This window comes from Georgenia sp. AZ-5 (assembly GCF_043952095.1).
Classification (GTDB): Bacteria; Actinomycetota; Actinomycetes; order Actinomycetales; family Actinomycetaceae; genus Georgenia.
Genome location: NZ_JBINOU010000001.1, coordinates 3954675 through 3977825, shown reverse-complemented (window position 1 = coordinate 3977825; position 23151 = coordinate 3954675). Strand labels below are relative to the sequence as shown.

Below are 23151 nucleotides of genomic sequence, written 5' to 3'. Positions count from 1 at the left end.
CGCTCCACGGTGGTTCAAGTCTGCCCACGTGAATTCGTGCTGATGGGCTGGTCCGACGGAGCCGCAGACCGAATTTTCTCGCTCTTCGGAAGCTCCGGGTGGTGTGGGTGAAGTGGACTCCACTGCTTGCGGATCCCGTACAGCCCCCGGTTGAGCTCGAACAGGTTCCGCAGGGTATTCGCGAGGTACGGATCCTGAAGATACGCGGCGGAGGCGCCGCGGGCCTTGGTGGCGTAGTAGGTGCTCGGGGCGATCTCGTAGCCGTGCTGGTTCAGCACGGCGGCTGATCGGCGCGACCCCGAAGCGAGCCCTGTAGGCATCGCGTGCTCATGGACCGCGGCGGCCAGACCCGACTCGGGGAGCTGGACCTCGAGCGTGTGCTGCAGAGCATCCCCTGGAGTCACGCCTGACGTGCACCGACGGCGGTGAGCAGCGGCCGGACCGGCACGAGGTTGCTGGCCGATGCGGCGGTGCCGGCAACCAGCCGGGCCGTGGGCCCTCCTGGGTGCCGGCACCGGGATGGAACGAGCCGCGGCGACCCGGACTACTCGGTGACCTCGAAGGTGAGGGTGTCGGTGTAGGTCCGGCCGTGGACGTCGGTCGCGGTTACCTCGGCGGTGTGCTCACCGACGGCGAGGTCGGCGGGCAGCTCGAGGCGCCACAGGTGCATCGAGCGGTCGGCCAGGCCGCCGCCGTGGACGAACTGCTCATGAATGGCGGCCGGGTCGGACCATTCGGCCCCGACGAGCGGGGTTTCGCCCTGCATCTGCTGGGTGCGGACCGCCTCGGTCGGCTCGCCGCCGTCGATGCTGACCTCGACGGTGGAGCCCATCCAGAAGTTGGTGGTCAGCCAGGTGTCGCCGGCCAGGTCGTCGCCCGTGACCGTGAGCGGGTTCTCCAGCGCCGGCGCCGTGCCGCGCGGCTTGCTGACGTTGTCCTCGTACCAGTCGCGGTAGCGCAGGGTGTTCAGGCCCAGCGCCATCTGCTCGGACTCGTCGCCGCCGACCACGGTGTAGCGCTCCGTGACCTCGACGTTCTTGATGTCCAGCGTCAGTACGCCGGGAGGAGTGCCGTCTCGCTGGATGGCGGTGGGGTAGCCCTCGTCCAGCACCCTTCCTGCGTACCACTGGCCTGACACCGCACCGACGGTGAGATGGGTGAACGGCAGGCCCTCGTCCCCGACGATGTCCGTCCATCCGGCCATGAGGTCGCCCTCGCGCAGGTTCTCCGACATGTGGGTGTGGCCGGCGACGGCCACGACCTCGCGGCCCTCGAGGATCTCGTAGATCTCCTCGAGCTGCTTCGTGCGGTGTGAGTTGCTGTAGTAGAACTCGAGCAGCGGGCTGTGGGAGGCGAGCACGATGACCGTGTTCTCGGGCACCTGGGCGATGTCGTTGCGCAGCCACTCCATCTGGTCCGCGTCGAGACCGTAGGTGTAGTCACTCTTCCGCGGGGGCACCTTGGTCGGGTACTCGATCGTGTTCAGGGCGACGACGTGGGCCTTGCCGACGTCGTAGGAGTAGTAGTCCGGGCCGAGCTGGGCCTTGAAGGTGTCGAAGTTGTGCTCGCTCTCGGGCGAGTCGAAGTCGAGATCGTGATTGCCCGGCAGGAAGCGCGCCGGGCCATTGAGCACGCTGACCAACTCCCGCGTCTGCGGGTACAGGGACAGGTCGTCCCCGACGACGTCGCCGATGAACAGGGCGCCGCACCCGGCGTAGTCGGTGCGCTTGGCCAGGTCGGCGAAGACGCCGTTGCGGGCGAATTCGACCTCTTCCAGGTCGTAGGTCTGCACGTCGGCCCCGATGACGCAGTGCTGCTCGGGGGACTGAGTGAGCGCGGACTTGGCGAGTGGGAAGTTCACCTCGTCCGGCAGGTCACCGGTCGGGGCGATGCCGCCGTACTTCAGCTCCGGTGATCCGGCGGGCAGGTGGTGGTAGAAGAACTGGGCGACGTTGTCCTCGTCGACCGGGACCTGGTAGCCGCGGGGCTGGGTGACGAAGACGGTCATGTTGTCGAACGCCGGGAGGTCGTATCGGCCGTGGCTGTCGGTGGTGGTGACGTCGCGTCCGTTGGACACGGTCACGCCGGCGAGGCCCTGCTCGTTGGGGTCCTGGACTGAGTCCTTGTCCTTGTCTACGAAGACGGTGCCGTCGAGAATCTCCTGGTTCTCGTCGGGTCCCTTGACGACGTCGACGCCGCCTCGGTAGGCGGTCTCGGCCCAGGGCGTGCCCTCCGGGCTGCCGCCTGGAGCGGCGGTGGCGGCGGCGGGCACCAGCAGCGCGCCGGAGGCGGCGAGTGCTAGAGCGGTTGCGGTGAGGCGGGTCGGTCGGTGAAGCAGATATCTGGCGTTCACAGTGACGTGGCTCCTGTCGGATTTACGGCCGGCCCCCCGGCCGACCGGGAGCCACGTTTTCAGCCGACGGTGAACAACAATCGGCCGCCGGCCGACGCGAGAATGGGGCGCACCAGACGATTCAGCGAGGGCGTGGTGAACCGGAGAAAAACCGGCCGTATCCGAGTTGCGGGCCGGCGCGCCGAAGAACTGGACCTGGAGCGCTGCAGCCCGGGCCGGGCAGAGCCGAGCACGTGGCGGCGCCGGGCGGGGGAGGGGTAGAGCGTCGAGGGAGGGGTCATGACCGACCGGGAGCAGCGCGACGACACCACCATCGTGGGAGCCAGCCTCTTCGGAGAGGAGTCGCGCCGTGAGGCCTCGAGCGAGCTTCTGACCGCAGGAGATACCGCCCCGGCGCGCGGTATCGGCTCGACACCGACCGCACCACCGTCGGCCGCGATCCCGACGCTGACGTCTTCCTCAATGACATCACGGTCTCCCGCAGGCAGGCCGAGTTCGTCGCCGAGCAACGGTGATTCGCCGTCCGGGACGTGGGAAGCCTGAACGGCACCTACGTCAACCCCCAGCGCATCGAGTTCATCCCCTGCACGCCGGCGGCGAGGTCCAGATCGGCAAGTTCCGCCTGTCCTACTACCTCAGCCCCCACCGGAAGAGGAGCGGCTGACCAGCACCTCCGCACGAGTGCCACGGTCCTCGAGAGGCGGGCTGGCACGCGGGTTCCTGGACTGCGCCCGCACGTCTGCTTCGTTTCGATTGAGGAGGCAGGTCCTGGTGTCAGCGGCGGGTATGGCCGTTCGCCAGCTCCGACCTCCTGTCTCGGCACCCGCGCTGGCGCGCTGGCAGCTCGCCTCTCCCGACGGTCTCGGCCCTTTGCGGGAGGCCCTGCTCGCGGTGGTCCTTGAGTTGACCGAGGACGGCGTCGAGGCCGCGGGCCTGCTCGACCGCCTCGCGCTGGTGGTCTCTGAGCTGGCGTCCAACGCGCTGAAGTACGGCGGCGCGCCGGTGACCACGCGGCTCTACCAAGCCCGGAACGGGTGGGTGATCGACGTCGAGGACCACCACCCGCGCCGCACGCCCGCGATGTATCCGCCGGCGGCCCGGTCCGGGCGGCAACGGCCTGCTGATCGTGGACGCCCTCAGCCGGGACTAAGGCTGGCACACCAGCGAAAGCGGCAGGATCAAGCACGTCTGGGCCTGTGTGCCGGCCACCGGCCCTGCGGCATCCTGAACGCTTTGACCAGAGAACGCCGCCCAGACAACCATCGGCTGGCGGCGCTCACGAGTCCCAGACTCCCAGCTGCAGCGCGACGCCCTCCAGCCGGCCGGATGCATCCGGGTCTTCGAGGAGAAGATCACGACCCGGTCCACTGATCGGCCAGGGCTTACCGCCGCGCTGGACTACCTCCGTGACGGCATGGACACGTGGTGGTGTGGAAGCTAGACCGGCTCGGCCGGTCGACCAAGGACGTCCTGAAGATCGCCGACGACCTCCGCGCCCGGGGGATCAGCCTGCGGATCCTGACCGGCACTCCGGCAGGGACTTACACGCCGATGGGGGAGGGGAAGTTCTTCTTCACGATGATGGCCGCCTTCGCCGAGTTCGAGCGCGACTTCATCCGGGAACGCACGAGGGCCGGCCTCGAAGCGCCCGGGCGCAGGGGCGTACCGGCGCCGACCCACGGTCATGGACCCCACAAACTCGCCGCCGTCCGCGCCCGTCCGCGCGAATGGGGAAAGCCCTACGCAGATCGCCAAGGCGCTCGGCATCTCGCGAGCGAGCGTCTGCCGGCACTTGGCCGGCGACCGGGACAGCCGCGACTGGGCGTAAGGGCAGTCGGTGTCCCTCGCGGTGCCGCCCTCACGCACTGAATGTGTCGCGAGCAGCGGGGGACGGCACCGCGGCGCCTGGTGGCAGCGCCGGAATTGTGGTGGCCGACTCACCCCGGTGGGCCCTGCGCGGAGCTGGTGGCCCTCGGCGCCGCCCGAGCGGACGGCGCCCGGGAGATCACCACCATCGTTGCCGTGGGCAACCATGGGCGGGGACCGGTCGGCCCCTGCGGGCGGGACCGCCAGGTTCTCTTCGACTACCACCCCGGCATCGGCGGACTCTCCAAGGGCCCCAGCAGCGGCAAGATGAACTAAGTCGGAAGGTGCGGACGCTCTCGTTGGCCATAGCTACCAGTTGCTGCTCGACCACGTTACCGATCAGGTGACGGCCTGGCTCAAGGAGCGTAGGGATGCGCACCCAGACAAGAAGAAGCGTCCGTTCTTCCTGGCTATCAGGAACGAGGAAGGACAGGTGCTGCGAGCGTTGGAGATAACACCGTTGGAAGAGGTGGAGGACGTTACCGACAGGGAGCAAGACAAGCCCCTGCAGCCCCGCCCGAAGTTGAACGACGGTGACATTTGGATGCCGCCCTCGTAGTTGCGCAACGACGCGTCGACGATGACGCTGCGAAGCTCCGACCGCCCGAAGGCAGCAGACGACGCTGGAGGCGGCACGGCGGGCTGACCGCCCCGGTGGTGCCTGCGCCATGGCCGCGGCCTGCGGACGTACGTCGATCAGATGCCCTCGCCGTCGAACGGCTCGTGGTGGAAGCCGGCGTTGCCGGACCGGCTGTTCTAGGGCGTGTCTCCCAATAGTGGGGCCGGTGGACTGAAACGCTGCGGTGGTGTCACGTTATGCCGTGCTGACGGATGCCCAGTGGGAGTTGATCGAGCCGTTGATGCCGTCCTCGGAGGGCCGTCGGGGACGGCGGTTCCGGGACCACCGCGCGGTGGTGGAGGGCATCGTCTACCGCTACCGCACCGGGATCGCCTGGCGGGACCTGCCCGAGTGCTTCGGCCCGTGGCAGACGGTGTGGAAGCGGCACCGCCGCTTCAGCGGCGACGGGACCTGGGACAAGATCCTCACCGCCCTGCTCGCGCAGGCGGATGCGGCCGGACTGGTCAACTGGGAGGTGTCGGTGGACTCCACGATCAACCGTGCCCACCAGCACGCCACGAACCTCCCGAGGGACACAGGGGGAGCTGTCGAATTACATGAAACCCGGCGAGGAGCCGCCTGATCACGCCATCGGCCGCTCCCGCGGCGGACTGAGCACGAAGATCCACCACGTCTGCGACGGCAACATGCGCCCGCTGGTGATGGTGCTCGGACCCGGGCAGGGCGGGGACTCGCCAATGTTCGAGCACCTGATGAACTCTGTGCGCGTGCCCCGGCTGGGTCCTGGGCGGGCCCGGACCACGCCGGTGCGGGCCCTGGCCGACAAGGCCTACTCCTCCCGGGCGAACCGGGCGCTGCTGCGCCGGCGCGGCATCCAGGCCGTCATCCCCGAACGCTCCGACCAGATCGCCAACCGCAAGCGACGCGGGTCCAAGGGCGGCCGGCCCGTCACCTACGACGAAGAGGCCTACAAGCGGCGCAACGTCGTCGAACGCTCCTTCAACGTCTTCAAGCAGTGGCGCGCCCTGGCCACCCGCTACGACAAGCTCGCGCTGACCTACCGCGGCGGCGTCGTCCTGCGAGCGATCACCATCTGGCTCAAGGCATTAAGAGACACGCCCTAGGCGTGGTCGTACCTCAGTAAAATCGCGCTTACTTCTGCAAAATCGCGCGAGTTCTCCGCCAAGGTACCGGCGCCCCGCTGCTGCCGCCGGAGTCCGGGGCAGCGGCGGGGCTCTGGGTCTGGGGCGTCGGCGAAGGTCGCGCCGGCGCCCCTAGGTAGGCTCAGTCCCGCCAGCGCTTGCGTAGCACGTGCGCGGCGGCCTTGGGCTGGCGGTCGCGGGTGAAGGCGCCCTTCTTGTTGCCGCCCACCCGCATGATGCCGGAGGTGGTGGCGAAGTCGGCGAAGTTCCAGACGTGCTCGCCCACGACCGCCTCCACGCTGTCGAACACGGCGTGGTTGGTGTCGAGGTAGGCGACCTGGTACTCCTCCGACCAGGGCTGGGGGACGAGGTCGTGCTGGCCGGGGTAGGTGTCGGCGCCGTACTCGGTGATGATGATCGGCTTGCCCTCTGTCGCCCACGCGTCCAGCTCGGCCTTGAAGTTCTTGGCGGCCGCCTCGAGGTCGCCGGTGTCGACGTACCAGCCGTAGTACCGGTTGAGCATGAGCACGTCCCCGAACTGGGAGACGCGGCACTTGCCGTGCGGGGCGAGCATGACGTTGACGAACCCCACCGGCCGTGTCGGGTCCGCCTGCCGGGCGACGTCGAAGAGGGGACGGAAGTAGTTCTCGGCCGCCTCGGTCTCGGACTCCGGCTCGTTGGCGATGCTCCACAGCACGACGCTCGGGTGGTTCTTGTCCCGCGCGATGAGCTCGCGGATCGCCTGCGCGTGGATTTCCTGGGTGGCGTCGTTGACGGTCTCGGGGGAGAAGGTGGTGTAGCCCTGGCCGCCGAAGATGCCGCCGCCGAGGCCCATGTTCAGCCCGACGGCGGCGGTCTCGTCGATGACGACGATGCCCTGGCGGTCCGCGTGCTCCAGCACATCCTCGGAGTAGGGGTAGTGGGAGGTGCGGAAGGAGTTCGCCCCGACCCAGCGCAGCAGCTCGAAGTCGTTGACGAGGTGGGCGTCGTTGTGGGCCTTGCCGATCACCGCGTGGTCCTCGTGCATGCCGAAGCCCTTGAAGTAGAACGGCTCGCCGTTGATGAGGAACTCGGTGCCGCGCACCTCCACGGTCCGCACGCCCACCTTCAGGGAGTAGCTGTCCACCGTCGCGCCGTCGTCGAGGAGCTTGACCTCCAGGTCGTAGAGGTAGCCGTCCCCGGGAGCCCAGCGGTGCACATCAGGCACGGTGAGCGTGCCGGAGGCGCCCGAGCCGGTCGCCACCTCGGCGCCGTCGGCGTCGCGGAGCACGACGGCGACGTCCGCGGCCCCGCCCTCGGTCTCCACCGCGTACTGCACCGTGCCGGTGGCGCCATCCAGCCCCGTGACGACGGTGATGTCGGAGACGTACGCCGGCGGGGTGCTGTAGAGCCAGACCGAGCGGTGCAGGCCGGCGTAGTTGAAGAAGTCGTGCCAGTACCGCTGCTTCTTTCCGCTGGAGGTCTCCTCGATGACGCCCGGGGGGATGGTCTGGAAGGTTAGCGTGTTGTTCACGACGACCGTGATGCGCGCCTCCTCGCCGGGCGCGACGACGTCGGTGACGTCGGCCTCGAAGGGCGTGTACCCGCCCTCGTGCTGGACGACCTCGCGCCCGTTCACCCACACGGTCGCGCGGTGCGTGGCGGACTCGAGGTTCAGCACGATCCGCTCCCCGGCCCAGCCCCGGGGCACGCGCACCACGGTCTGATACCAGATGTCCCCGAAGTAGTCGCGCACCGCCGGGTCCGCCACCACGTCGTTGAAGCTGGCCGGCACCGCCATGAGACGGCCGCCGGGCAGCGCGCCGCGCTCCCAGCCGGCCCGGCGGCCCTCGCCGTCCGGGTCGAGGGCGAAGCTCCACAACCCGTCGAGCCGCTTCTTCTCGCGGGTGGCGGTGTCCTGGGGACGCAGCATGGGGATCCTTTCGATAGGTGGGCGTCGGTCGGGTCGTACGTTTCAGCAGGCGACGGGGACGAGGGTGTGGGCCGACATCCACTCGTACGCCAGACGGTGGGACTCGTAGACCGAGAAGTGGCTCGGCCGTTCGATCTCGGCGACGACGTCGCCGTCGAAGCTCCCGGGCAGGGCGGCTAGGACGGCCTCGAGGTCGACGACGCCGGCCCCCGGCTCGGCCCAGACCCGGCCCGTGGCGACGAGCTCGCCGTAGCTCTTCCCGCGGCCCCGGCGGGCGGGCTGGGTGAAGTCGGCGAAGACGTCGCTCAGGTGCACCCCACCGACCCGGTCGGCGTAGCGCCGTATCAGCGCGGCCGGGTCCATGCCGGCCCAGCGCAGGTGCCCGGTGTCCGGGCCGAAGCCGAGCACGTCGGACGACGCGAGCACCGCCGTCACCTCCGCCTCCGTCTCGACGAGGCCGCCGACCCGGGGGTGGAGCAGCGGGCGCACGCCCTCGCTCGCCAGCGTCGCCGCGACGGCACCCAGCTCGTCGACCACGCGGGCGAGTCGTGCGCGGGAGGAGTTCGCGCCGACGGCCGGCCGGGCCAGGCGGTCCGGCACGGGGGCGGCGATGAGCATGATCCGGTCGAGTCCGAGGGCCGTGTGCTGCGCCGCGAGCAGCCGGGCGCGCTCCAGCATCGGGGCGAGGTCCTCAGCGCCGTCGAACGTCGCGGCAAACACGCCGGGGACGGGGGCGAGCTCGTAGGTGCCGATCCAGTGCGCGTAGTCGTCCAGGTGCATGTCCGGCGGCACGTCGACCCGGACGGCGGTGAAGCCGATGTCATGGAAGTCGGCGAAGGCCTGCGCCAGCATCTCCAGCGGCGTGCCCGCGATGCGGCCGTCGGCGTAGCCGAGGGGGCTCACCGCCCGCCGCCGGACGGTGCGGCTCACCCGGACCCTGCCCCTACCGTGCGACGCGCCCCACCGCAGCACCGAGCCGTCGTGCCGCGGGTTCGGAGGGGTGTGCCGGGGCCGGTGTCGGCAGTCATCTCGACCGGTGGTCCGGGCGGCGGGCGCATGGGCGGGGCTCCTCGGTGAGCGGGGCGTCGTGGGTGACCCCACTCTGACCGCCGGTGGACGCCGGTGGCCATCCGTTGCCGTCTGTTGCCGTGCGGACCGGCGACCGGGCGGCTGCGGGGCGCCTTCGCCGTGACGTGCGCATTTACCGCCGCACGCGCGCCCTTCAGGGGGCCGCCGGACGGTCTGGCAACTGTGCTTGCCACGGCAACTTTCGGCAACGTTTTGGGCGCTCTGTGTGCCGCCACTCACTGTGGGCGGCACGCAGGTGCCGGATCGGCGCACCGATGCGCTGGTGAACGAGACGGAGAATCCAATGACCGAACGCGTGTCCCGCGCGACGACAGTCGCCAAGCTCCCGGCGAAGCTGAGGCTGAGCAACTACCTCGGCTACGCCGCCGGGGACGCCGCGAACAACCTGGCCTTCTCCATGGCCTCGATGTTCCTGCTCCTGTACTACACCGATGTCGTCGGCATCCCCGCCGCCGCCGCCGGCACGATCTTCCTCGTCGTCCGCGTCTATGACGCGTTCGTCGACGTCGTCATCGGCCGCCTCGTGGACCGGACCCATTCCCGGTGGGGCAAGTTCCGGCCGTGGATCTTGTTAGGCTCCCTGCCGCTGCTGCTGGCGAGCGTCTGGGCCTTCACCCTGCCGACCGCGGACTCCGACGCGATGAAGCTCTTCTGGGGCTACGTGAGCTACGGCGTGCTGTCCACGCTGTACTCGGTCGTCAACATTCCCTACGGCTCGCTCGCCGCGACGATGACCCAGGTGCCGACCGAGCGGGCAAAGCTCGCCACCTTCCGCAACGTCGGCGCCGCCGCCACGGGCCTGCTGCTGGCTCTCGTCGTCGCCCCCCAGGTGCAGCGGTGGAGCTCCGCGAACCTCTTCGCGGCCAAGTCCGCCGAGCTGGGCGCCGGTGCCAGCCAGGCCGAGCTCGACGCGGCCCAGGCCGCGGCCTCCGCCGAGGCCGCCGCCGGCCTCCAGTCGTCCCTGACGACGATCACCCTCATCTTCGTGGTCGTCGGGTTGGGGCTGTACCTCTTCACCTTCTTCACCGCCCGGGAGCAGGTCGCCCGCCCGGCCGAGGACTCGGTGAGATTCGGGGCCGCGATGAGGACCGTGCTGAGGAACAAGCCGCTGCTCATGCTGTGCATCAGCGCGCTCATCATGCTCACCGCGACCCTTGCGCTGAACACCCTGGGCATCTACTACGCCCGCGATGTCCTCGGCAACGCCAGCATCTACCCCGTCCTGTCGCTGCTCATGACCGGCGCCATCTTCGTCGTCGCCCCCTTCGTCGGGAAGCTCGTGTCGAGGATCGGGAAGAAGAACGGTTACCTCCTCGGTGGCTTGGTGTTCTTCGCCGGCGCGCTCATCCTCTGGCTCGCCCCGTCCTCGACACCCGTCTTCGCCTACGTGGGCTACTTCCTGCTCGGCGCCGGCCAGGGGCTCGTCAACATCTTGATGTGGGCCATGGAGGCCGACACGGTCGAGTACGGCGAGTGGCAGACCGGCAAGCGCACCGAGGGCACCACGTACGCGGTCTTCTCCTTCGTCCGCAAGCTCGGGCAGGCCTTCGGTGGCTTCGCCGCCGCCGGGATCATCGGGCTGACCGGGTACGTCGGTGGTGCGGCGGTCCAGAGCGCCGAGGCGATCCAGGGCATCCGCATCGCCGCCGGCCTGGCTCCCGCGGCGCTGGCCCTGCTGGCCGTGCTGGTCATGTCGCGCTACCCGCTGACCGACGCGCGGTTCAAGGAGATCACCGCCGAGACCGAGGCTCGCAAGGCCGCCGCGCTGGCCGCCGAGGGCTGAGCCTCCTGGGCCGTCCCGCCCGGGCGGGACGGGCCAGGCCGCTCGCGGCGCCCAACCGAACAGAACGCCCGAGGAACCACGCCCCCCGACGGGCGGCTCCTCCCAGCCCCCGCCATCGGGGACGCGACGCGGCAGCGCTTCGCCGTCGCCCACGCTCCCACCAACTGCAAGGAGATCGTCATGGCCAACGCCACCACCGCCCAAGCCCTCACGGACCGCCCGTGGGCGGACACCTCGCTCCCGCCCCGGGAACGGGCCCAGAAGCTGGTCGCCGCCATGACCCTGGAGCAGAAGATCGCCCAGCTGCACGGCGCGATGGAGACCATCGACATCTACGCGCTCGCCGCCCAGGCGGCCGAGTCCGGCGAGGACATGGAGCAGCTGGCCGCGCAGATCCGCGTCGAGCGCCACGTCGCCGGCATCGACGAGCTCGGCATCCCGCGCTTCCGCATCACCAACGGGCCGGTGGGCGTCGGCATGGGCGACGGCACCCCCAGCCCGCCGGCCACGGCGCTGCCGATGACGATCGGCCTCGCCGCCGGCTTCGACCCCGAACTCGCCCGCGAGTACGGCACGGTCATCGGCTCGGAGACCGCTACCCTCGGCCAGCATGTCCTGGAGGGGCCGGGCGTCTGCCTGCACCGCATCCCCACCGCCGGCCGTAACTTCGAGTACTTCTCCGAGGACCCCTACCTCTCCGGCGTCATGGGCGTCGAGGTCGCCCGGGCGATCCAGGAGCACGGCGTCATCGCCATGGCCAAGCACTTCGCGGTCAACGACCAGGAGTACGAGCGCTTCCGCGCGAACGTCGAGGTCGACGAGCGCACGCTGCGCGAGCTGTACCTGCTGCCGTTCGAGATGCTCGTCAAGGACGCCGAGATCGCCGCGGTGATGAGCGCCTACAACCGGGTTCGCGGCACCTACGCCACCGAGAACCGTTACCTCCTCCACACGGTCCTGCGGGAGGAGTGGGGCTTCGAGGGATACGTGCAGTCCGACTTCTGGTCCTGCCGCTCCGCAGCGCCGTCGATCAACGCCGGCCTCGACCACGAGATGCCCGACGCGAAATGGCTCAACGAGGCCAACGTCAAGGCGGCGCTGGCGGACACGAGCCTGGAGATCGAGACGGTCGACCGCGCGCTGGTGCGCCGCTACACGCAGATGTTCCGCTTCGGGCAGTTCGAGCGCCCGTACGCCCCCGGCCAGATCGACGCGGCCGGCCACGGCGCGATCTCGCGGCGGATCGGTGAGCAGATCGCCGTCCTGCTCAAGAACGACGACAGGGTGCTGCCGCTGGACCCGGGCGTGGGGCGCATCGCCGTCATCGGCCAGGCCACCTACGTGGACGAGGCCTGCCTCGGCGGCGGCGGCAGCTCCAAGGTGGACCCGCTCTACACCGTGCGGCCGATGGACGGCCTGCGCGACGTCCTGGACGGCCTCGGCTCGAGCGCCGTGCTCGAGAAGGTAACCGTCGCCGACGACCTGTCCAACCTTGACGAGGCCAAGGCGGCCGCCGCGGCCGCCGACGTGGTCGTGATCATGGCCGGGCTGGTGGCCACGGAGGGGGCGGACCAGCCCGACGCCAACATGCTCAACGACCAAAACCGGCTGATCGCCGAGGTCGGGTCGGTCAACGACCGGACCGTCGTCGTGCTCAAGGACGGCAACCCGGTGCTCATGCCGTGGATCGACGCCGTCCCGGCCGTGCTCGAGGTGTGGAACCAGGGCAGCGAGGACGGCCACGTCGTTGCCGATCTGCTCTTCGGTGTCGTCAACCCGTCCGGAAAGTTGCCGACCACCTACCCCAAGGCATGGGAGGACACCCCGGTGGCGGGGCACCCGGAGCGCTACCCCGGCACCGACGAGGGCGCCGGCTACCCGGTGATCCGCTACAGCGAAGGCCTGCAGATGGGGTACCGCTGGTACCAGGCCCAGGGCATCGAGCCGCTGTTCCCGTTCGGCCACGGGCTGTCGTACACGACCTTCGAGGTCTCCCACCTCACGGTTGACGCCACCGAGACGGACGGCACCACCCCGCTGAGCCTGGAGTTCACCGTGACCAACACCGGCGACGTGGCCGGCGCCGAGGTGGCCCAGGTCTACCTCTCGCTTCCGGCGGCCGCGCACGAGCCGCCCAAGCGCTTCGTGGGTTTCCGCAAGGTCTGGCTCGAGCCGGGCGCGTCCGAGCGCGTCAGCGTGGTCATCGACCCGCGCGCGACCAACCACCCGCTGTCGGTGTGGGACGACGGCGCGCACGACTTCGTCGTGCTGCCGGGGGAGTACGTGGTCCACGTCGGGACGTCGAGCGAGGACACACCGCTGACGGCGACCATGACCGTCGCCTGACCGCGCCCGCTGGCGCGGTGGGCCGGACCCGGCGGTTGCCGCCGCGCCCGGCTCGGCCGGGCCGGCGGTGGTCAGCCGGTTCACCCCCGTTTGATGCTGCGCCGATGGGGGTGCCGGTGTGACCACGTTCAATGCCGTCCGACATGCACACGTGTCGGCTGGTGGCCGTGTAGCAGCGTTCGGTCTTGGCGGACTCGGGCACCTTGCCGTGCAGTTCGCTTCGAAGATGAATTACGAGGTTGTGGCCATCGCCCGCGGCCGGGAACGGGAGAGTGTCGCACGCGAGCTGGGAGCACACGGTTACATCGACACTTCCGCCAGCGACCCGGGCGCGGCACTGCACAAGATGGGCGGGGCGGACCTGATCATCAGCACAGTTCCCACCACCGCTCCGGTTGCCAAGCTCATCAAGGGACTCCGGGTCCACGGACGTCTCACACTGATTGGTGTCGACGGTGGATCCGTTGACCTCCTCAGCTTCGTCATGAACGGACAGATCGTGACCGGTCAACTGGCAGGAAGCGCGCTCGACACGGAAGAGGCGATGCGTTTCGCCATCGGCAACGGCGTTCGGCCCATGCTCGAGCGCATGCCGCTCGAGCAGGCTAACGAAGCTCTCGACCGCATCAGTGCGGGCGCACCGCGCTTCCGCATCGTCCTCGACACGACCCCGAATGGCTGAGCGAGGACGTTCCGCGCTGTGATGCCATCGTCGTCGGTGCCAAAGCGCCTTCGGGGCTTGTCGCCGCGATGCCTTGAGCCCTGCAGGTAAGAGCGGTGGTGGTGCACGACGGGCGCGACGGCGTTGGCGGACGTGCGTACAGCTTCGACACCGCGCCACGCCCCGTCGACGCCGGCTGTTCAGTGGGGGTTGATCAGCGCTAGCCGATGACTGGGCGGGTTAAATGGCGTCGTTAGCCTCGGCCTTTCACGCCGGTCGCTGATGACACGGTGCCGGGATAGCGGAAAGTGCCCGTCTGGTGCGGAAAACTTGGGCTTGTCGAGAGTCCAGGTAGTCGCTCCAGAGAGGCACTTTCCGGGTGAAGCGTAACGGGTCGCTGCGACGGTTGAAGGTCAGCGCGGACGGCGAGGGCGTCGTGTCCCACGCCGGGGTGGGGATGCTGCGGGAGCTGGCCGGGTACACCGGCCTGGTCCAGGCGGTGGACGGCGCGCTGCTGGACACCTACCGGGGGGTGCCGATCCACGCGCCGGGGCGGGTGCTGACCGATCTGGCGGTCGCGGTCGCCGACGGCGCGGACGCGATCAGCGGGATCGCCGTCCTCGGGGACCGGCAGGACGTCTTCGGGCCGGTGGCCTCGATGCCGACGGTGTGGCGGGTGTTGGACCGGGTCGACGCCGACCACCTGCCCGCGGTGCGCGCGGCCCGGGCGGCGGCCCGGGAGCGGGCGTGGGCCGCCGGGGCGGGCCCGGACCTTTCCGAGGAGTTGCGGATCGACTTCGACGCCACGATCACCATCGCGCACTCGGAGAAGGAGAACGCCGCCGCGACCTGGAAGCGCACCTTCGGATTCCACCCGCTGCTGGCCTTCCTCGACCGCCCGGAGATCGCTGGCGGGGAGGCACTCGCTGGGCTGCTGCGCAAGGGCAACGCCGGGTCGAACACTGCCGCCGACCACGTCGCCGTGCTCCAGATGGCGCTGGCCGCGCTGCCCGAGCATGCCCGGCCCCGCCCCGGCGAGGCGGACGGTCCGCGGGTGCTGGCCCGGTCGGACTCCGCCGGCGCCACCCACACGTTCGCCGCCGCGTGCCGCGAGAAGGGGGTGGGGTTCTCCTTCGGGTTCCCCGTGGACTTCCGGATCAAGGACATCGTCGACGCCATCCCCGAGCGGTGCTGGCACCGGGCCATCGAGACCGACGGGCTGCGCGAGGGCGCCTGGGTCGCCGAAGTCACCGACACCGTCGACCTGACGGCCTGGCCCGAGGGCTCCCGGTTGATCCTGCGCAAGGAACGGCCCCATCCCGGGGCGCAGCTGACCTTCACCGACGTCGACGGCATGCGGATCACCGCGTTCCTCACCGACACCCCACCCGGCGTCGTCCCCGGGCAGATCGCCGGCCTCGAACTACGGCACCGTCAGCACGCCCGCGTCGAGGACCGCATCCGCCAGGCCAAGGCCACCGGGCTCCGGAACCTGCCGTGCCGGGCCTGGAACGAGAACAACGCCTGGCTCGAGGTCGTCCTGATGGCCACCGACCTGATCGCCTGGACCAAGCTCATCGCCTTCCCAGGCGACCCCGCGCTGGCCAGGTGCGAGATCGCCGCCTTCCGCTACCGCGTCCTGCACGTCGCCGCCCGCATCACCAAAGCCGCCCGGCAGACACGGCTGCGCATCGACGCCACCTGGCGCTGGGCCACCGCGATCGCCACCGGCTGGAGCCGGATACGCACCGCCTTCGGCTGACCGCCGACCCTGCCCCTCCGACCTAAAGGACCTCGGAACCCCGCCCACCCGGCGCGACAGCCGGGCCCTTCCAATGCCACGGCCTCCACCACGAGGCCAGAACCGGTCAAACCCGGCACACCGGACCACGCCCGCCGGCTGCATGAAACACCGAGGTTAGTGATGCTGTCGAACTCACCATGCGCGCCAAAGTGGCTTCTCGCCGCCCTGCTGCCGTCGCATAAGTCGCGCGTATCAAAACCAAGGAAGCGAGACAGTCGCGGACTCGGATTGGACCAGTGCGGTGGCGCGCGTGGGCGGGGACGGTTAGCACTGGGCTGCCCATTCCCACCTGATCTGAGCGCCGCGCAACCGCTGGCCGATGCCCGCACCGTTCCGGGGATGAGGGAGGCAGTCTGGCGGTCGCGTCAGGTCCAGATCGGGTTCCAGGTTCCCGCGACCACGGCGGTCCCGACCGCGCGGCGGCGGAGATGGCGAGGCCGGCGGCGCAGACCCACAGGTCGAGGCGGGAGAAGGTGCTGGGGCGCGCCCATGTGCGCTGTGTGGCGCCGAACCCGCGCGCCTCCATGGTGACGGCCATTCGCGTGGCCTGGCGGATGGCCTGCACGAGCAAGGCCAGCCCCTGCCCCAGCTGGGCGACCCCCCGCCCCCACGGCCCGGCGTGCGTGCCGACGCCCCGCGCCCGCCGGGCCATGCCGAGGGTGTGCCACTCGGCCATGAGTAGGCCGACCAGGCGCATGGCGGCCAGCGCCCCGAGGACGAAGCGGTGCGGCACGCGGAGCCGCTGGGCGAGTCCGTCGGCCAGGTCCGTGGGGTCGGTGCAGGCGAGCACCAGCACTCCCGGGAGGGCGATGGCCAGCCCGCGCAGCAGGATCGCCGTGCCGGCGGCGAGCGATCCCTCGCTGAGGCGAACGATGCCGAGGTCCAGCACGGTCGGGCCGGAGTGCTCGGCCAGCAGCGCCGTGCTCCAGCCGCCCATGACGGCGGCGGCGAGGATGGGCCAGCCCCGCCGGGCCAGCGCGGGGTAGGTCAGGCCCGTCAGGGGCAGCGCGGCGAGCTGGAGGACGAGGGCGGTCGTGGCCGAGACCCAGTCCACGGTGAGCACCATGGCGGCGGTGAGGGCGAGCGCGGCGCCGAGCTTGGACAGCGGATTGGCCCGGGACAGCAGGGGCACCGCGCCACGACTCGGCGGGTCGGCCGCCCGGGGGGCGGAGGGCGAGGATTCGGTAATGGCGCTCATGCCGCCTCCGGCACCGGCGCCGGGTCCGCCGCGTCCCGGGGCGCGAGGTGCAGGCGGTCCCCGCCGAGCGCCGCGGTGAACTCGGCGTCGTGCGTGACGCACACGGCCGCGGTGCCCGCGTCCAGCAGCTCGGTGAGCAGGGACGCGAGCTCGCGCCAGGTGGTGGCGTCCTGGCCGAAGGTCGGTTCGTCCAGCACCAGGACGGCCGGCCGTGCGGCGAGGACCGTGGCCACGGACAGCCGGCGTTTCTCCCCGACGGACAGGGTGAAGGGGTTCGCCTCGCTGAGGTGTGTCAACCTCAGTCGCTCCATCAGCTCGTCGACCCTGCCCCCGAGGGCGGCGCCGTCGCGCGGGACGTCCCGCCGGTGCCACCGGGACGTGGTCCGGGCGAGCTGCCGGGGGCCGAAGGCCAGCTCGTCGTGCACGCGGCCGGTGACGAACTGGTGCTCCGGGTTCTGGAAGACGGTGCCGATGCGAGTGATCAGCTCGGCCGAGCTCCAGGCGGACGGCGTGGGCCCGGCGACCTGGCCGCCGACGGGGCCGTGCTCGCGCAGCAGCGGCCCGGCGACCAGCGAGCCGCCGCGGGCGGGCAGCAGGCCGGCCAGGGTGAGGGCCAGGGTGGACTTTCCTACGCCGTTGGGGCCCGTCACGCTCAGCGCGCAGCCCTGACGCACCTGCGCCTCGATGCCCGCGGCCACCGGCGCGGCCGGGTGCCGACGGCGGACCGGCTCCCGGGAGACCGCCAGGTCATGGGCCGAGAGCAGCACCGGAGAGCCCTCCGCGGTGACGGCGCGCGGCCGCACCGCCGGGACATGGCCGGGCACCCAGATCCCGGCCCCGACGAGCTGCGCCCGGGCACGGGTCAGCACCTGCCGCGGGGCGCCGTCGACGAGCACCCCGTCGGGGGTGAGCACGACGACCCGGTCGACGACGTCTGCCCACACGGCGACGCGGTGCTCGACGACCACCAGGGTCGCGCCGGTGCGCTCGAGCGCACGGGTGACCGCGTCGCGCACCTGCAGCACCCCGGCCGGGTCGAGGTTCGCGGTCGGCTCGTCCAGCAGCAGGGCGCCGGGGCGCATGGCGAGGACCCCGGCCAGGGCGAGGCGCTGCTTCTGGCCGCCGGACAGGGCGGCGGTGGGGTGGTCCAGCGGCAGGTGGAGGCCGACCGCTGCCAGGCTCTCGGCCACGCGGTCCCAGATCTCCTCGCGCGGCACGGCCAAGTTCTCGGCCCCGAACGCAACGTCGTCGCCGACGCGGGAGAGGACCACCTGGGTCTCCGGGTCCTGCTGCACCAGGCCCGCCCGCCCGCGCTGGTCCGCCGCGGGCCGGCCGTCGAGGAGCAGCCGGCCCGACTGGGCGTGCCCATCGTCCTCCCCGAGGACCCCCGCCATGGCGTGCAGCAGGGTCGACTTGCCGGCCCCGGAGGCGCCGAGGAGGAGGACCCGTTCCCCGGGCCGGATCTCGAGGTCGAGGTTCCGCAGCGCCGGGCGGGACCGGCCGGCGTGTTGCCACCCCCACCCGGCGGCGCTGATCGCGGCCGGCCGGACGCCGGCCGCCGCGGCGCGCGGCACTCTAGAGCGCCCGCTCGGCCGCAGCGTCGCGCGACGCGAGACCGGTGAGCACGCCGGTGCGGGCCAGCGCGCGGACGGCCAGCCAGGACAGCAGGCCGGCGAGGACCGTCCCGGAGACGGCCGCGAGGATCACGTAGACGACCTTCCACTGCGATGCCCAGGCGACGTTGTACAGGACGTTCTCGCTCGTCCCCATCGCGATGCCGGCGACGGCGCCCGCCAGCAGCGCCACGGGCAGGTTCCAGCGCCGGTAGCGGAAGGCCGCGAACACCACCTCCGCGGCGGCGCCCTGGATGAGGCCGGAGATCACGACGGTCCAGCCGAAGTGCGTGCCGAGGAAGCCCTCGACCACGGCGGCCAGCAGCTCGCAGTACAGGGCCGCGCCGGGCTTGCGGACGATGAGGCCGCCGATCACGCCGGCGATGAGCCAGCCGCCGCCGTAGAGCCCGGCGAGCGGGGGGAAGGCCGCGGTGGCGGCGGCGACGCCGGCGTAGCCGGCGGACCACCCCCAGAAGACGACCCCGACGGCTACCGCCACCACGGAGGCCACGACGATGTCGACCACGCGCCAGCTGGTGGCGCGTGCGGTCGAGGTGGAAACGCTCACGGAAAGGTCCTCCTGCTCCTCAGGAGGGGAAGGTCCCGGCACGCGCCGGCACCCCGAGAACTCGACTCCCTTCGCCGGTACTAACCGGATCAGGTTCGAGGGTCTGCGGTTGGCCGCACTCTCAGCGCCCACCGCACGCGGCGGCGCTCCCCTGTCGCATCTCTTGCGTGCCGGATGCTACACCGCGGCACCGGGCGGCCGTCCGGGCGTCGCGCGCCGGCGATCTCGGCCGCCGTCCGGGCGGGCGTAGGGTGACTACCGACGCGGGGTGCCGTGCATCGCACGGCTGAGAGCACACCCGTTGAACCTGATCTAGTTCGTACTAGCGAAGGGAACGTCGCGGATGTCCGCACCTTCCAGCACCCTGTCCGACCACCACATCGCGCCGGAGCACCTGGGCGCCGCCCTGGCCCGGCTGCGCGAGCGCCCGCCGCTCGTGCAGTGCATGACCAACATCGTCGTCGCGCAGTGGACTGCCAACGTCCTGCTCGCCGTCGGCACCAGCCCCGCCATGGTGGACAACCCCGACGAGGCCGGCGCCTTCGCCGCCGTCGCCCACGGCGTGCTCGTCAACCTCGGCACACCCCAGCACGAGACCGTGGCCGCTATGGCGCACGCGGTCACCGGCGCGGCCGGCGCGGGCACACCGTGGGTGCTCGACCCCGTCGGTGCCGGCGGCCTGCCGTGGCGTACCCGGGTCGCGCTGGACCTGCTGTCCCGCTCGGCCCCTGCGGTCATTCGCGGCAACGCCTCGGAGATCCTCGGCCTGGCGGGCGGGCAGGGCGGCAAGGGCGCCGACAGCGAGCACACCCCGGAGGCGGCGCTGCCCACGGCCGCGGAGCTGGCCCGCGAGCACGGCACCGTGGTGGCCGTCAGCGGCGCGGTCGACCACCTCACCGACGGAGCGCGGGTGGTGCGAGTCGGCAACGGCACAGAGCTGCTCACCCAGGTCACCGGCGCGGGCTGCGCGCTCGGCGCCCTCATGGCCGCCTTCTGCCCCGTGGTGGAGGACCCGCTGCTGGCGGCCACGGCCGCCACGGCCACCCTCACCGTGGCCGCCGAGGCCGCCGCCGGGCGCAGCCGCGGGCCGGGCAGCTTCGCCGTCGCCCTGCTCGACGAGCTCGCCCTGCTCACCCCCGCCGCACTGACCGAGCGCGCCCGCCTCTCCTGACCCCGGAGCAAGCATCGTGACCACCACCCTGCCGGGTCGGCGTGCGCCCGCATGCCGCCCCCGGCTCGATCTGTCCCTCTACCTCGTCACCGACACCGCCCTGTGCGGCGAGGCCGGCGTGCCCGCCACGGTCGCGGCCGCCGTCGCCGCCGGCGTGACCACCGTCCAGCTGCGCGACCCCGCCGCCACCGACGCCGAGCTCGTCGCGCTCGGCCGCGCGGTGCGCGCGGCTCTCGCGGGGACCGGCGTGCCCCTGCTTATCAACGACCGGGCCGACCTGGTCGAGGCGATCGGGGCCGACGGCGCCCATGTCGGCCAGGGCGACATGGACGTCCGCGAGGCGCACCGAGTCCAGCCGCACCGCCCGGAGAATCGTCGACCGGCTCGCCCACCGACACCGGGGAGGCGACGGCCGGCCGCATGCACGCGGCGTTCCGCCGCGCCGCCCAGTACGAGTGGATGTTCTGGGACGCCGCAGGCCGACAAGAAGCGTGGCCCGTCTGAGGGACTGCGGCGGCTGGGTGAAGAACCTCAGCACCTCCGCGGGGTCGGGCGTCCCCGGTTCCCCCGGCAGGGCTCCTCCGCGTCTCGAGCTCCACGACGCCCGGGGATAGCTGAACCATCCCCGCAGTCGTGGTCGATCTGGCGCCCGTCTGTCGCCAGTCAGCGCGAGTAAACAACCGCTATTGAGCTATGAAGGCCATTGAAGGCGTCTCACCGCCGGGCCGTCTCATTGCCAAGGATGCGAGACGCCTGTCAGCCGTCGTGGGCGGGCGCCCGCGGCCGCGGCGTCAACCGTGACCGTGGCGCTGCGTGGGCGACAGGCGTAGCGTCGATCGACCACGGAAGGGGGCGACTCGATGCCGCTCCTCATGGATACGCACAAGTTCGAAGGCGAGATGCCGAGCGACCAGCAGATCGCCGAGGCGCACCAGGCGGACCTCGCCGCGCAGGACCAGCACGGGGTGAGGTTCCTCAGGTACTGGGTGAGCCGGGATGCCAAGGTTGTCCAGTGCCTCGTCGACGCGCCGGACGCCGAGTCGGCGGCTCGTGTGCACGTCGAGACCACGGGCGCTGGACCGAATGAGATCTACGTGGTCGAGGAGCGCAGCTGAGACCGCCCCCGCCGAGGGGTCGAAGGCTTGGCAATGAGCACGTCGCAGGAAGGCGGATCCACGGCGGGGGCCATTGGTTTGCGGCCCCTCGGGACGGGAGCGGCTGGGTCGAGGGGCCGACGGCCGTGGTGGTAACGCCGTCGAGCAGCCGGCGCAGTTCGAAGTGGCGTTTGCTGTGCCGTCCGGCGGGCCCCTGCCGTGGGGCGGCTGTGCATACGGCCGCGCACCGCGCACCTAGCCTCGGCCTTTCACGCCGGTCGCTGATGACACGGTGCCGGGATAGCGGAAAGTGCCCGTCTGGTGCGGAAAACTTGGGCTTGTCGAGAGTCCAGGTAGTCGCTCCAGAGAGGCACTTTCCGGGTGAAGCGTAACGGGTCGCTGCGACGGTTGAAGGTCAGCGCGGACGGCGAGGGCGTCGTGTCCCACGCCGGGGTGGGGATGCTGCGGGAGCTGGCCGGGTACACCGGCCTGGTCCAGGCGGTGGACGGCGCGCTGCTGGACACCTACCGGGGGGTGCCGATGCACGCGCCGGGGCGGGTGCTGACCGATCTGGCGGTCGCGGTCGCCGACGGCGCGGACGCGATCAGCGGGATCGCCGTCCTCGGGGACCGGCAGGACGTCTTCGGGCCGGTGGCCTCGATGCCGACGGTGTGGCGGGTGTTGGACCGGGTCGACGCCGACCACCTGCCCGCGGTGCGCGCGGCCCGGGCGGCGGCCCGGGAGCGGGCGTGGGCCGCCGGGGCGGGCCCGGACCTTTCCGAGGAGTTGCGGATCGACTTCGACGCCACGATCACCATCGCGCACTCGGAGAAGGAGAACGCCGCCGCGACCTGGAAGCGCACCTTCGGATTCCACCCGCTGCTGGCCTTCCTCGACCGCCCGGAGATCGCTGGCGGGGAGGCACTCGCTGGGCTGCTGCGCAAGGGCAACGCCGGGTCGAACACTGCCGCCGACCACGTCGCCGTGCTCCAGATGGCGCTGGCCGCGCTGCCCGAGCATGCCCGGCCCCGCCCCGGCGAGGCGGACGGTCCGCGGGTGCTGGCCCGGTCGGACTCCGCCGGCGCCACCCACACGTTCGCCGCCGCGTGCCGCGAGAAGGGGGTGGGGTTCTCCTTCGGGTTCCCCGTGGACTTCCGGATCAAGGACATCGTCGACGCCATCCCCGAGCGGTGCTGGCACCGGGCCATCGAGACCGACGGGCTGCGCGAGGGCGCCTGGGTCGCCGAAGTCACCGACACCGTCGACCTGACGGCCTGGCCCGAGGGCTCCCGGTTGATCCTGCGCAAGGAACGGCCCCATCCCGGGGCGCAGCTGACCTTCACCGACGTCGACGGCATGCGGATCACCGCGTTCCTCACCGACACCCCACCCGGCGTCGTCCCCGGGCAGATCGCCGGCCTCGAACTACGGCACCGTCAGCACGCCCGCGTCGAGGACCGCATCCGCCAGGCCAAGGCCACCGGGCTCCGGAACCTGCCGTGCCGGGCCTGGAACGAGAACAACGCCTGGCTCGAGGTCGTCCTGATGGCCACCGACCTGATCGCCTGGACCAAGCTCATCGCCTTCCCAGGCGACCCCGCGCTGGCCAGGTGCGAGATCGCCGCCTTCCGCTACCGCGTCCTGCACGTCGCCGCCCGCATCACCAAAGCCGCCCGGCAGACACGGCTGCGCATCGACGCCACCTGGCGCTGGGCCACCGCGATCGCCACCGGCTGGAGCCGGATACGCACCGCCTTCGGCTGACCGCCGACCCTGCCCCTCCGACCTAAAGGACCTCGGAACCCCGCCCACCCGGCGCGACAGCCGGGCCCTTCCAATGCCACGGCCTCCACCACGAGGCCAGAACCGGTCAAACCCGGCACACCGGACCACGCCCGCCGGCTGCATGAAACACCGAGGCTAGTGCAGCCATCGGTGATGCACGACTCGCGCCAGCCGTGGCGTGCGAGA

18 protein-coding genes, 2 pseudogenes and 2 riboswitches are annotated in these 23151 nt (G+C 71.3%); of the genes and pseudogenes, 13 read left to right on the top strand and 7 right to left on the bottom strand.

From position 1 onward, the window contains the following. Positions 1-14: 14 nt before the first annotated feature. Both ACF0H8_RS18445 and ACF0H8_RS18440 read right to left on the bottom strand, forming a co-directional pair. Positions 15-278 carry a hypothetical protein gene (locus ACF0H8_RS18445; RefSeq protein ID WP_395290315.1) on the bottom strand — a complete coding sequence of 88 codons (264 nt, stop codon included), beginning with the start codon at positions 276-278 and terminating at the stop codon, positions 15-17. Between the two features lie 266 nt (positions 279-544). After that, complete coding sequence (locus tag ACF0H8_RS18440; RefSeq protein ID WP_395290314.1) at positions 545-2353, bottom strand: calcineurin-like phosphoesterase C-terminal domain-containing protein; 1809 nt, start codon at positions 2351-2353, stop codon at positions 545-547. A gap of 461 nt (positions 2354-2814) precedes the next feature. Here ACF0H8_RS18440 and ACF0H8_RS18435 point away from each other — a divergent pair. The 5 genes and pseudogenes from ACF0H8_RS18435 to ACF0H8_RS18415 form a co-directional block, all read left to right on the top strand. Continuing rightward, positions 2815-2868, top strand: a pseudogene (locus ACF0H8_RS18435) (hypothetical protein); the annotation flags it as partial. Between the two features lie 907 nt (positions 2869-3775). After that, positions 3776-4222 (top strand): recombinase family protein, encoded by a 447-nt coding sequence (locus ACF0H8_RS18430; protein WP_395290313.1) that lies wholly within the window; start codon positions 3776-3778, stop codon positions 4220-4222. A gap of 96 nt (positions 4223-4318) precedes the next feature. After that, positions 4319-4495, top strand: coding sequence for a hypothetical protein (locus tag ACF0H8_RS18425; RefSeq protein WP_395290312.1), 177 nt, complete (start codon positions 4319-4321; stop codon positions 4493-4495). 40 nt (positions 4496-4535) lie between these two features. Further along, on the top strand, positions 4536-4778 hold the full coding sequence (locus ACF0H8_RS18420; protein ID WP_395290311.1) for a hypothetical protein: 243 nt from the start codon (positions 4536-4538) through the stop codon (positions 4776-4778). Between the two features lie 247 nt (positions 4779-5025). Continuing rightward, a protein-coding gene (locus ACF0H8_RS18415) for an IS5 family transposase (protein ID WP_395290831.1) occupies positions 5026-5923 on the top strand; the annotation gives its coding sequence in 2 pieces (ribosomal slippage) (positions 5026-5361 and positions 5363-5923; 897 coding nt in all). A gap of 160 nt (positions 5924-6083) precedes the next feature. On the opposite strand, the gene uidA is transcribed toward ACF0H8_RS18415, so the two are convergent. Together uidA and ACF0H8_RS18405 are read right to left on the bottom strand one after the other, a co-directional pair. Further along, on the bottom strand, positions 6084-7853 hold the full coding sequence (uidA, locus tag ACF0H8_RS18410) for a beta-glucuronidase (protein ID WP_395290310.1): 1770 nt from the start codon (positions 7851-7853) through the stop codon (positions 6084-6086). A gap of 42 nt (positions 7854-7895) precedes the next feature. Then, positions 7896-8783, bottom strand: coding sequence for a sugar phosphate isomerase/epimerase family protein (locus tag ACF0H8_RS18405; protein ID WP_395290309.1), 888 nt, complete (start codon positions 8781-8783; stop codon positions 7896-7898). Positions 8784-9225: 442 nt separating this feature from the next. Here ACF0H8_RS18405 and ACF0H8_RS18400 point away from each other — a divergent pair, with 442 nt between their 5' ends. From ACF0H8_RS18400 to ACF0H8_RS18385, 4 genes are all read left to right on the top strand, one after another. After that, positions 9226-10725 (top strand): glycoside-pentoside-hexuronide (GPH):cation symporter, encoded by a 1500-nt coding sequence (locus ACF0H8_RS18400; protein WP_395290308.1) that lies wholly within the window; start codon positions 9226-9228, stop codon positions 10723-10725. A gap of 180 nt (positions 10726-10905) precedes the next feature. Continuing rightward, complete coding sequence (locus tag ACF0H8_RS18395; RefSeq protein ID WP_395290307.1) at positions 10906-13071, top strand: beta-glucosidase; 2166 nt, start codon at positions 10906-10908, stop codon at positions 13069-13071. Positions 13072-13189: 118 nt separating this feature from the next. Continuing rightward, positions 13190-13753 carry a zinc-binding dehydrogenase gene (locus tag ACF0H8_RS18390; protein ID WP_395290306.1) on the top strand — a complete coding sequence of 188 codons (564 nt, stop codon included), beginning with the start codon at positions 13190-13192 and terminating at the stop codon, positions 13751-13753. 358 nt (positions 13754-14111) lie between these two features. Beyond that, positions 14112-15494 (top strand): IS1380 family transposase, encoded by a 1383-nt coding sequence (locus ACF0H8_RS18385; RefSeq protein ID WP_395290305.1) that lies wholly within the window; start codon positions 14112-14114, stop codon positions 15492-15494. 407 nt (positions 15495-15901) lie between these two features. On the opposite strand, the pseudogene ACF0H8_RS18380 reads toward ACF0H8_RS18385, so the two are convergent. From ACF0H8_RS18380 to ACF0H8_RS18370, 3 genes and pseudogenes are all read right to left on the bottom strand, one after another. Further along, positions 15902-16734 (bottom strand): annotated as a pseudogene (locus ACF0H8_RS18380) (energy-coupling factor transporter transmembrane component T family protein). Next, the gene (locus ACF0H8_RS18375) at positions 16731-18308 is read right to left on the bottom strand and encodes an ABC transporter ATP-binding protein (protein WP_395290304.1); all 1578 of its coding nucleotides are present in this window, start codon (positions 18306-18308) and stop codon (positions 16731-16733) included. The pseudogene ACF0H8_RS18380 and the gene ACF0H8_RS18375 overlap by 4 nt, the downstream one beginning before the upstream one ends. Before the next feature lies 1 nt (position 18309). After that, a complete protein-coding gene (locus ACF0H8_RS18370) occupies positions 18310-18915 on the bottom strand; it encodes an ECF transporter S component (RefSeq protein WP_395290303.1) in 606 nt (201 codons plus the stop codon). A gap of 49 nt (positions 18916-18964) precedes the next feature. Beyond that, positions 18965-19078: riboswitch (TPP riboswitch) on the bottom strand. Between the two features lie 91 nt (positions 19079-19169). Then, positions 19170-19267: riboswitch (TPP riboswitch) on the top strand. Here ACF0H8_RS18370 and thiM point away from each other — a divergent pair. From thiM to ACF0H8_RS18350, 4 genes are all read left to right on the top strand, one after another. Beyond that, complete coding sequence (thiM, locus tag ACF0H8_RS18365; RefSeq protein WP_395290302.1) at positions 19259-20086, top strand: hydroxyethylthiazole kinase; 828 nt, start codon at positions 19259-19261, stop codon at positions 20084-20086. Its footprint overlaps the riboswitch before it by 9 nt. Positions 20087-20102: 16 nt before the next feature. Next, the gene (locus ACF0H8_RS18360; RefSeq protein ID WP_395290301.1) at positions 20103-20762 is read left to right on the top strand and encodes a thiamine phosphate synthase; all 660 of its coding nucleotides are present in this window, start codon (positions 20103-20105) and stop codon (positions 20760-20762) included. A 196-nt stretch (positions 20763-20958) separates the two neighbouring features. After that, a complete protein-coding gene (locus ACF0H8_RS18355) occupies positions 20959-21201 on the top strand; it encodes a DUF4242 domain-containing protein (RefSeq protein WP_395290300.1) in 243 nt (80 codons plus the stop codon). Between the two features lie 360 nt (positions 21202-21561). Continuing rightward, positions 21562-22944 (top strand): IS1380 family transposase, encoded by a 1383-nt coding sequence (locus tag ACF0H8_RS18350; RefSeq protein WP_395288225.1) that lies wholly within the window; start codon positions 21562-21564, stop codon positions 22942-22944. Positions 22945-23151: the final 207 nt, after the last annotated feature.

Coding starts and splice junctions, on each gene's coding strand:
- uidA (WP_395290310.1), bottom strand. CDS start 7,853: ATGCTGCGTCCCCAGGACACCGCCACCCGCGAGAAGAAGCGGCTCGAC.
- ACF0H8_RS18400 (WP_395290308.1), top strand. CDS start 9,226: ATGACCGAACGCGTGTCCCGCGCGACGACAGTCGCCAAGCTCCCGGCG.
- ACF0H8_RS18395 (WP_395290307.1), top strand. CDS start 10,906: ATGGCCAACGCCACCACCGCCCAAGCCCTCACGGACCGCCCGTGGGCG.
- thiM (WP_395290302.1), top strand. CDS start 19,259: ATGTCCGCACCTTCCAGCACCCTGTCCGACCACCACATCGCGCCGGAG.
- ACF0H8_RS18355 (WP_395290300.1), top strand. CDS start 20,959: ATGGATACGCACAAGTTCGAAGGCGAGATGCCGAGCGACCAGCAGATC.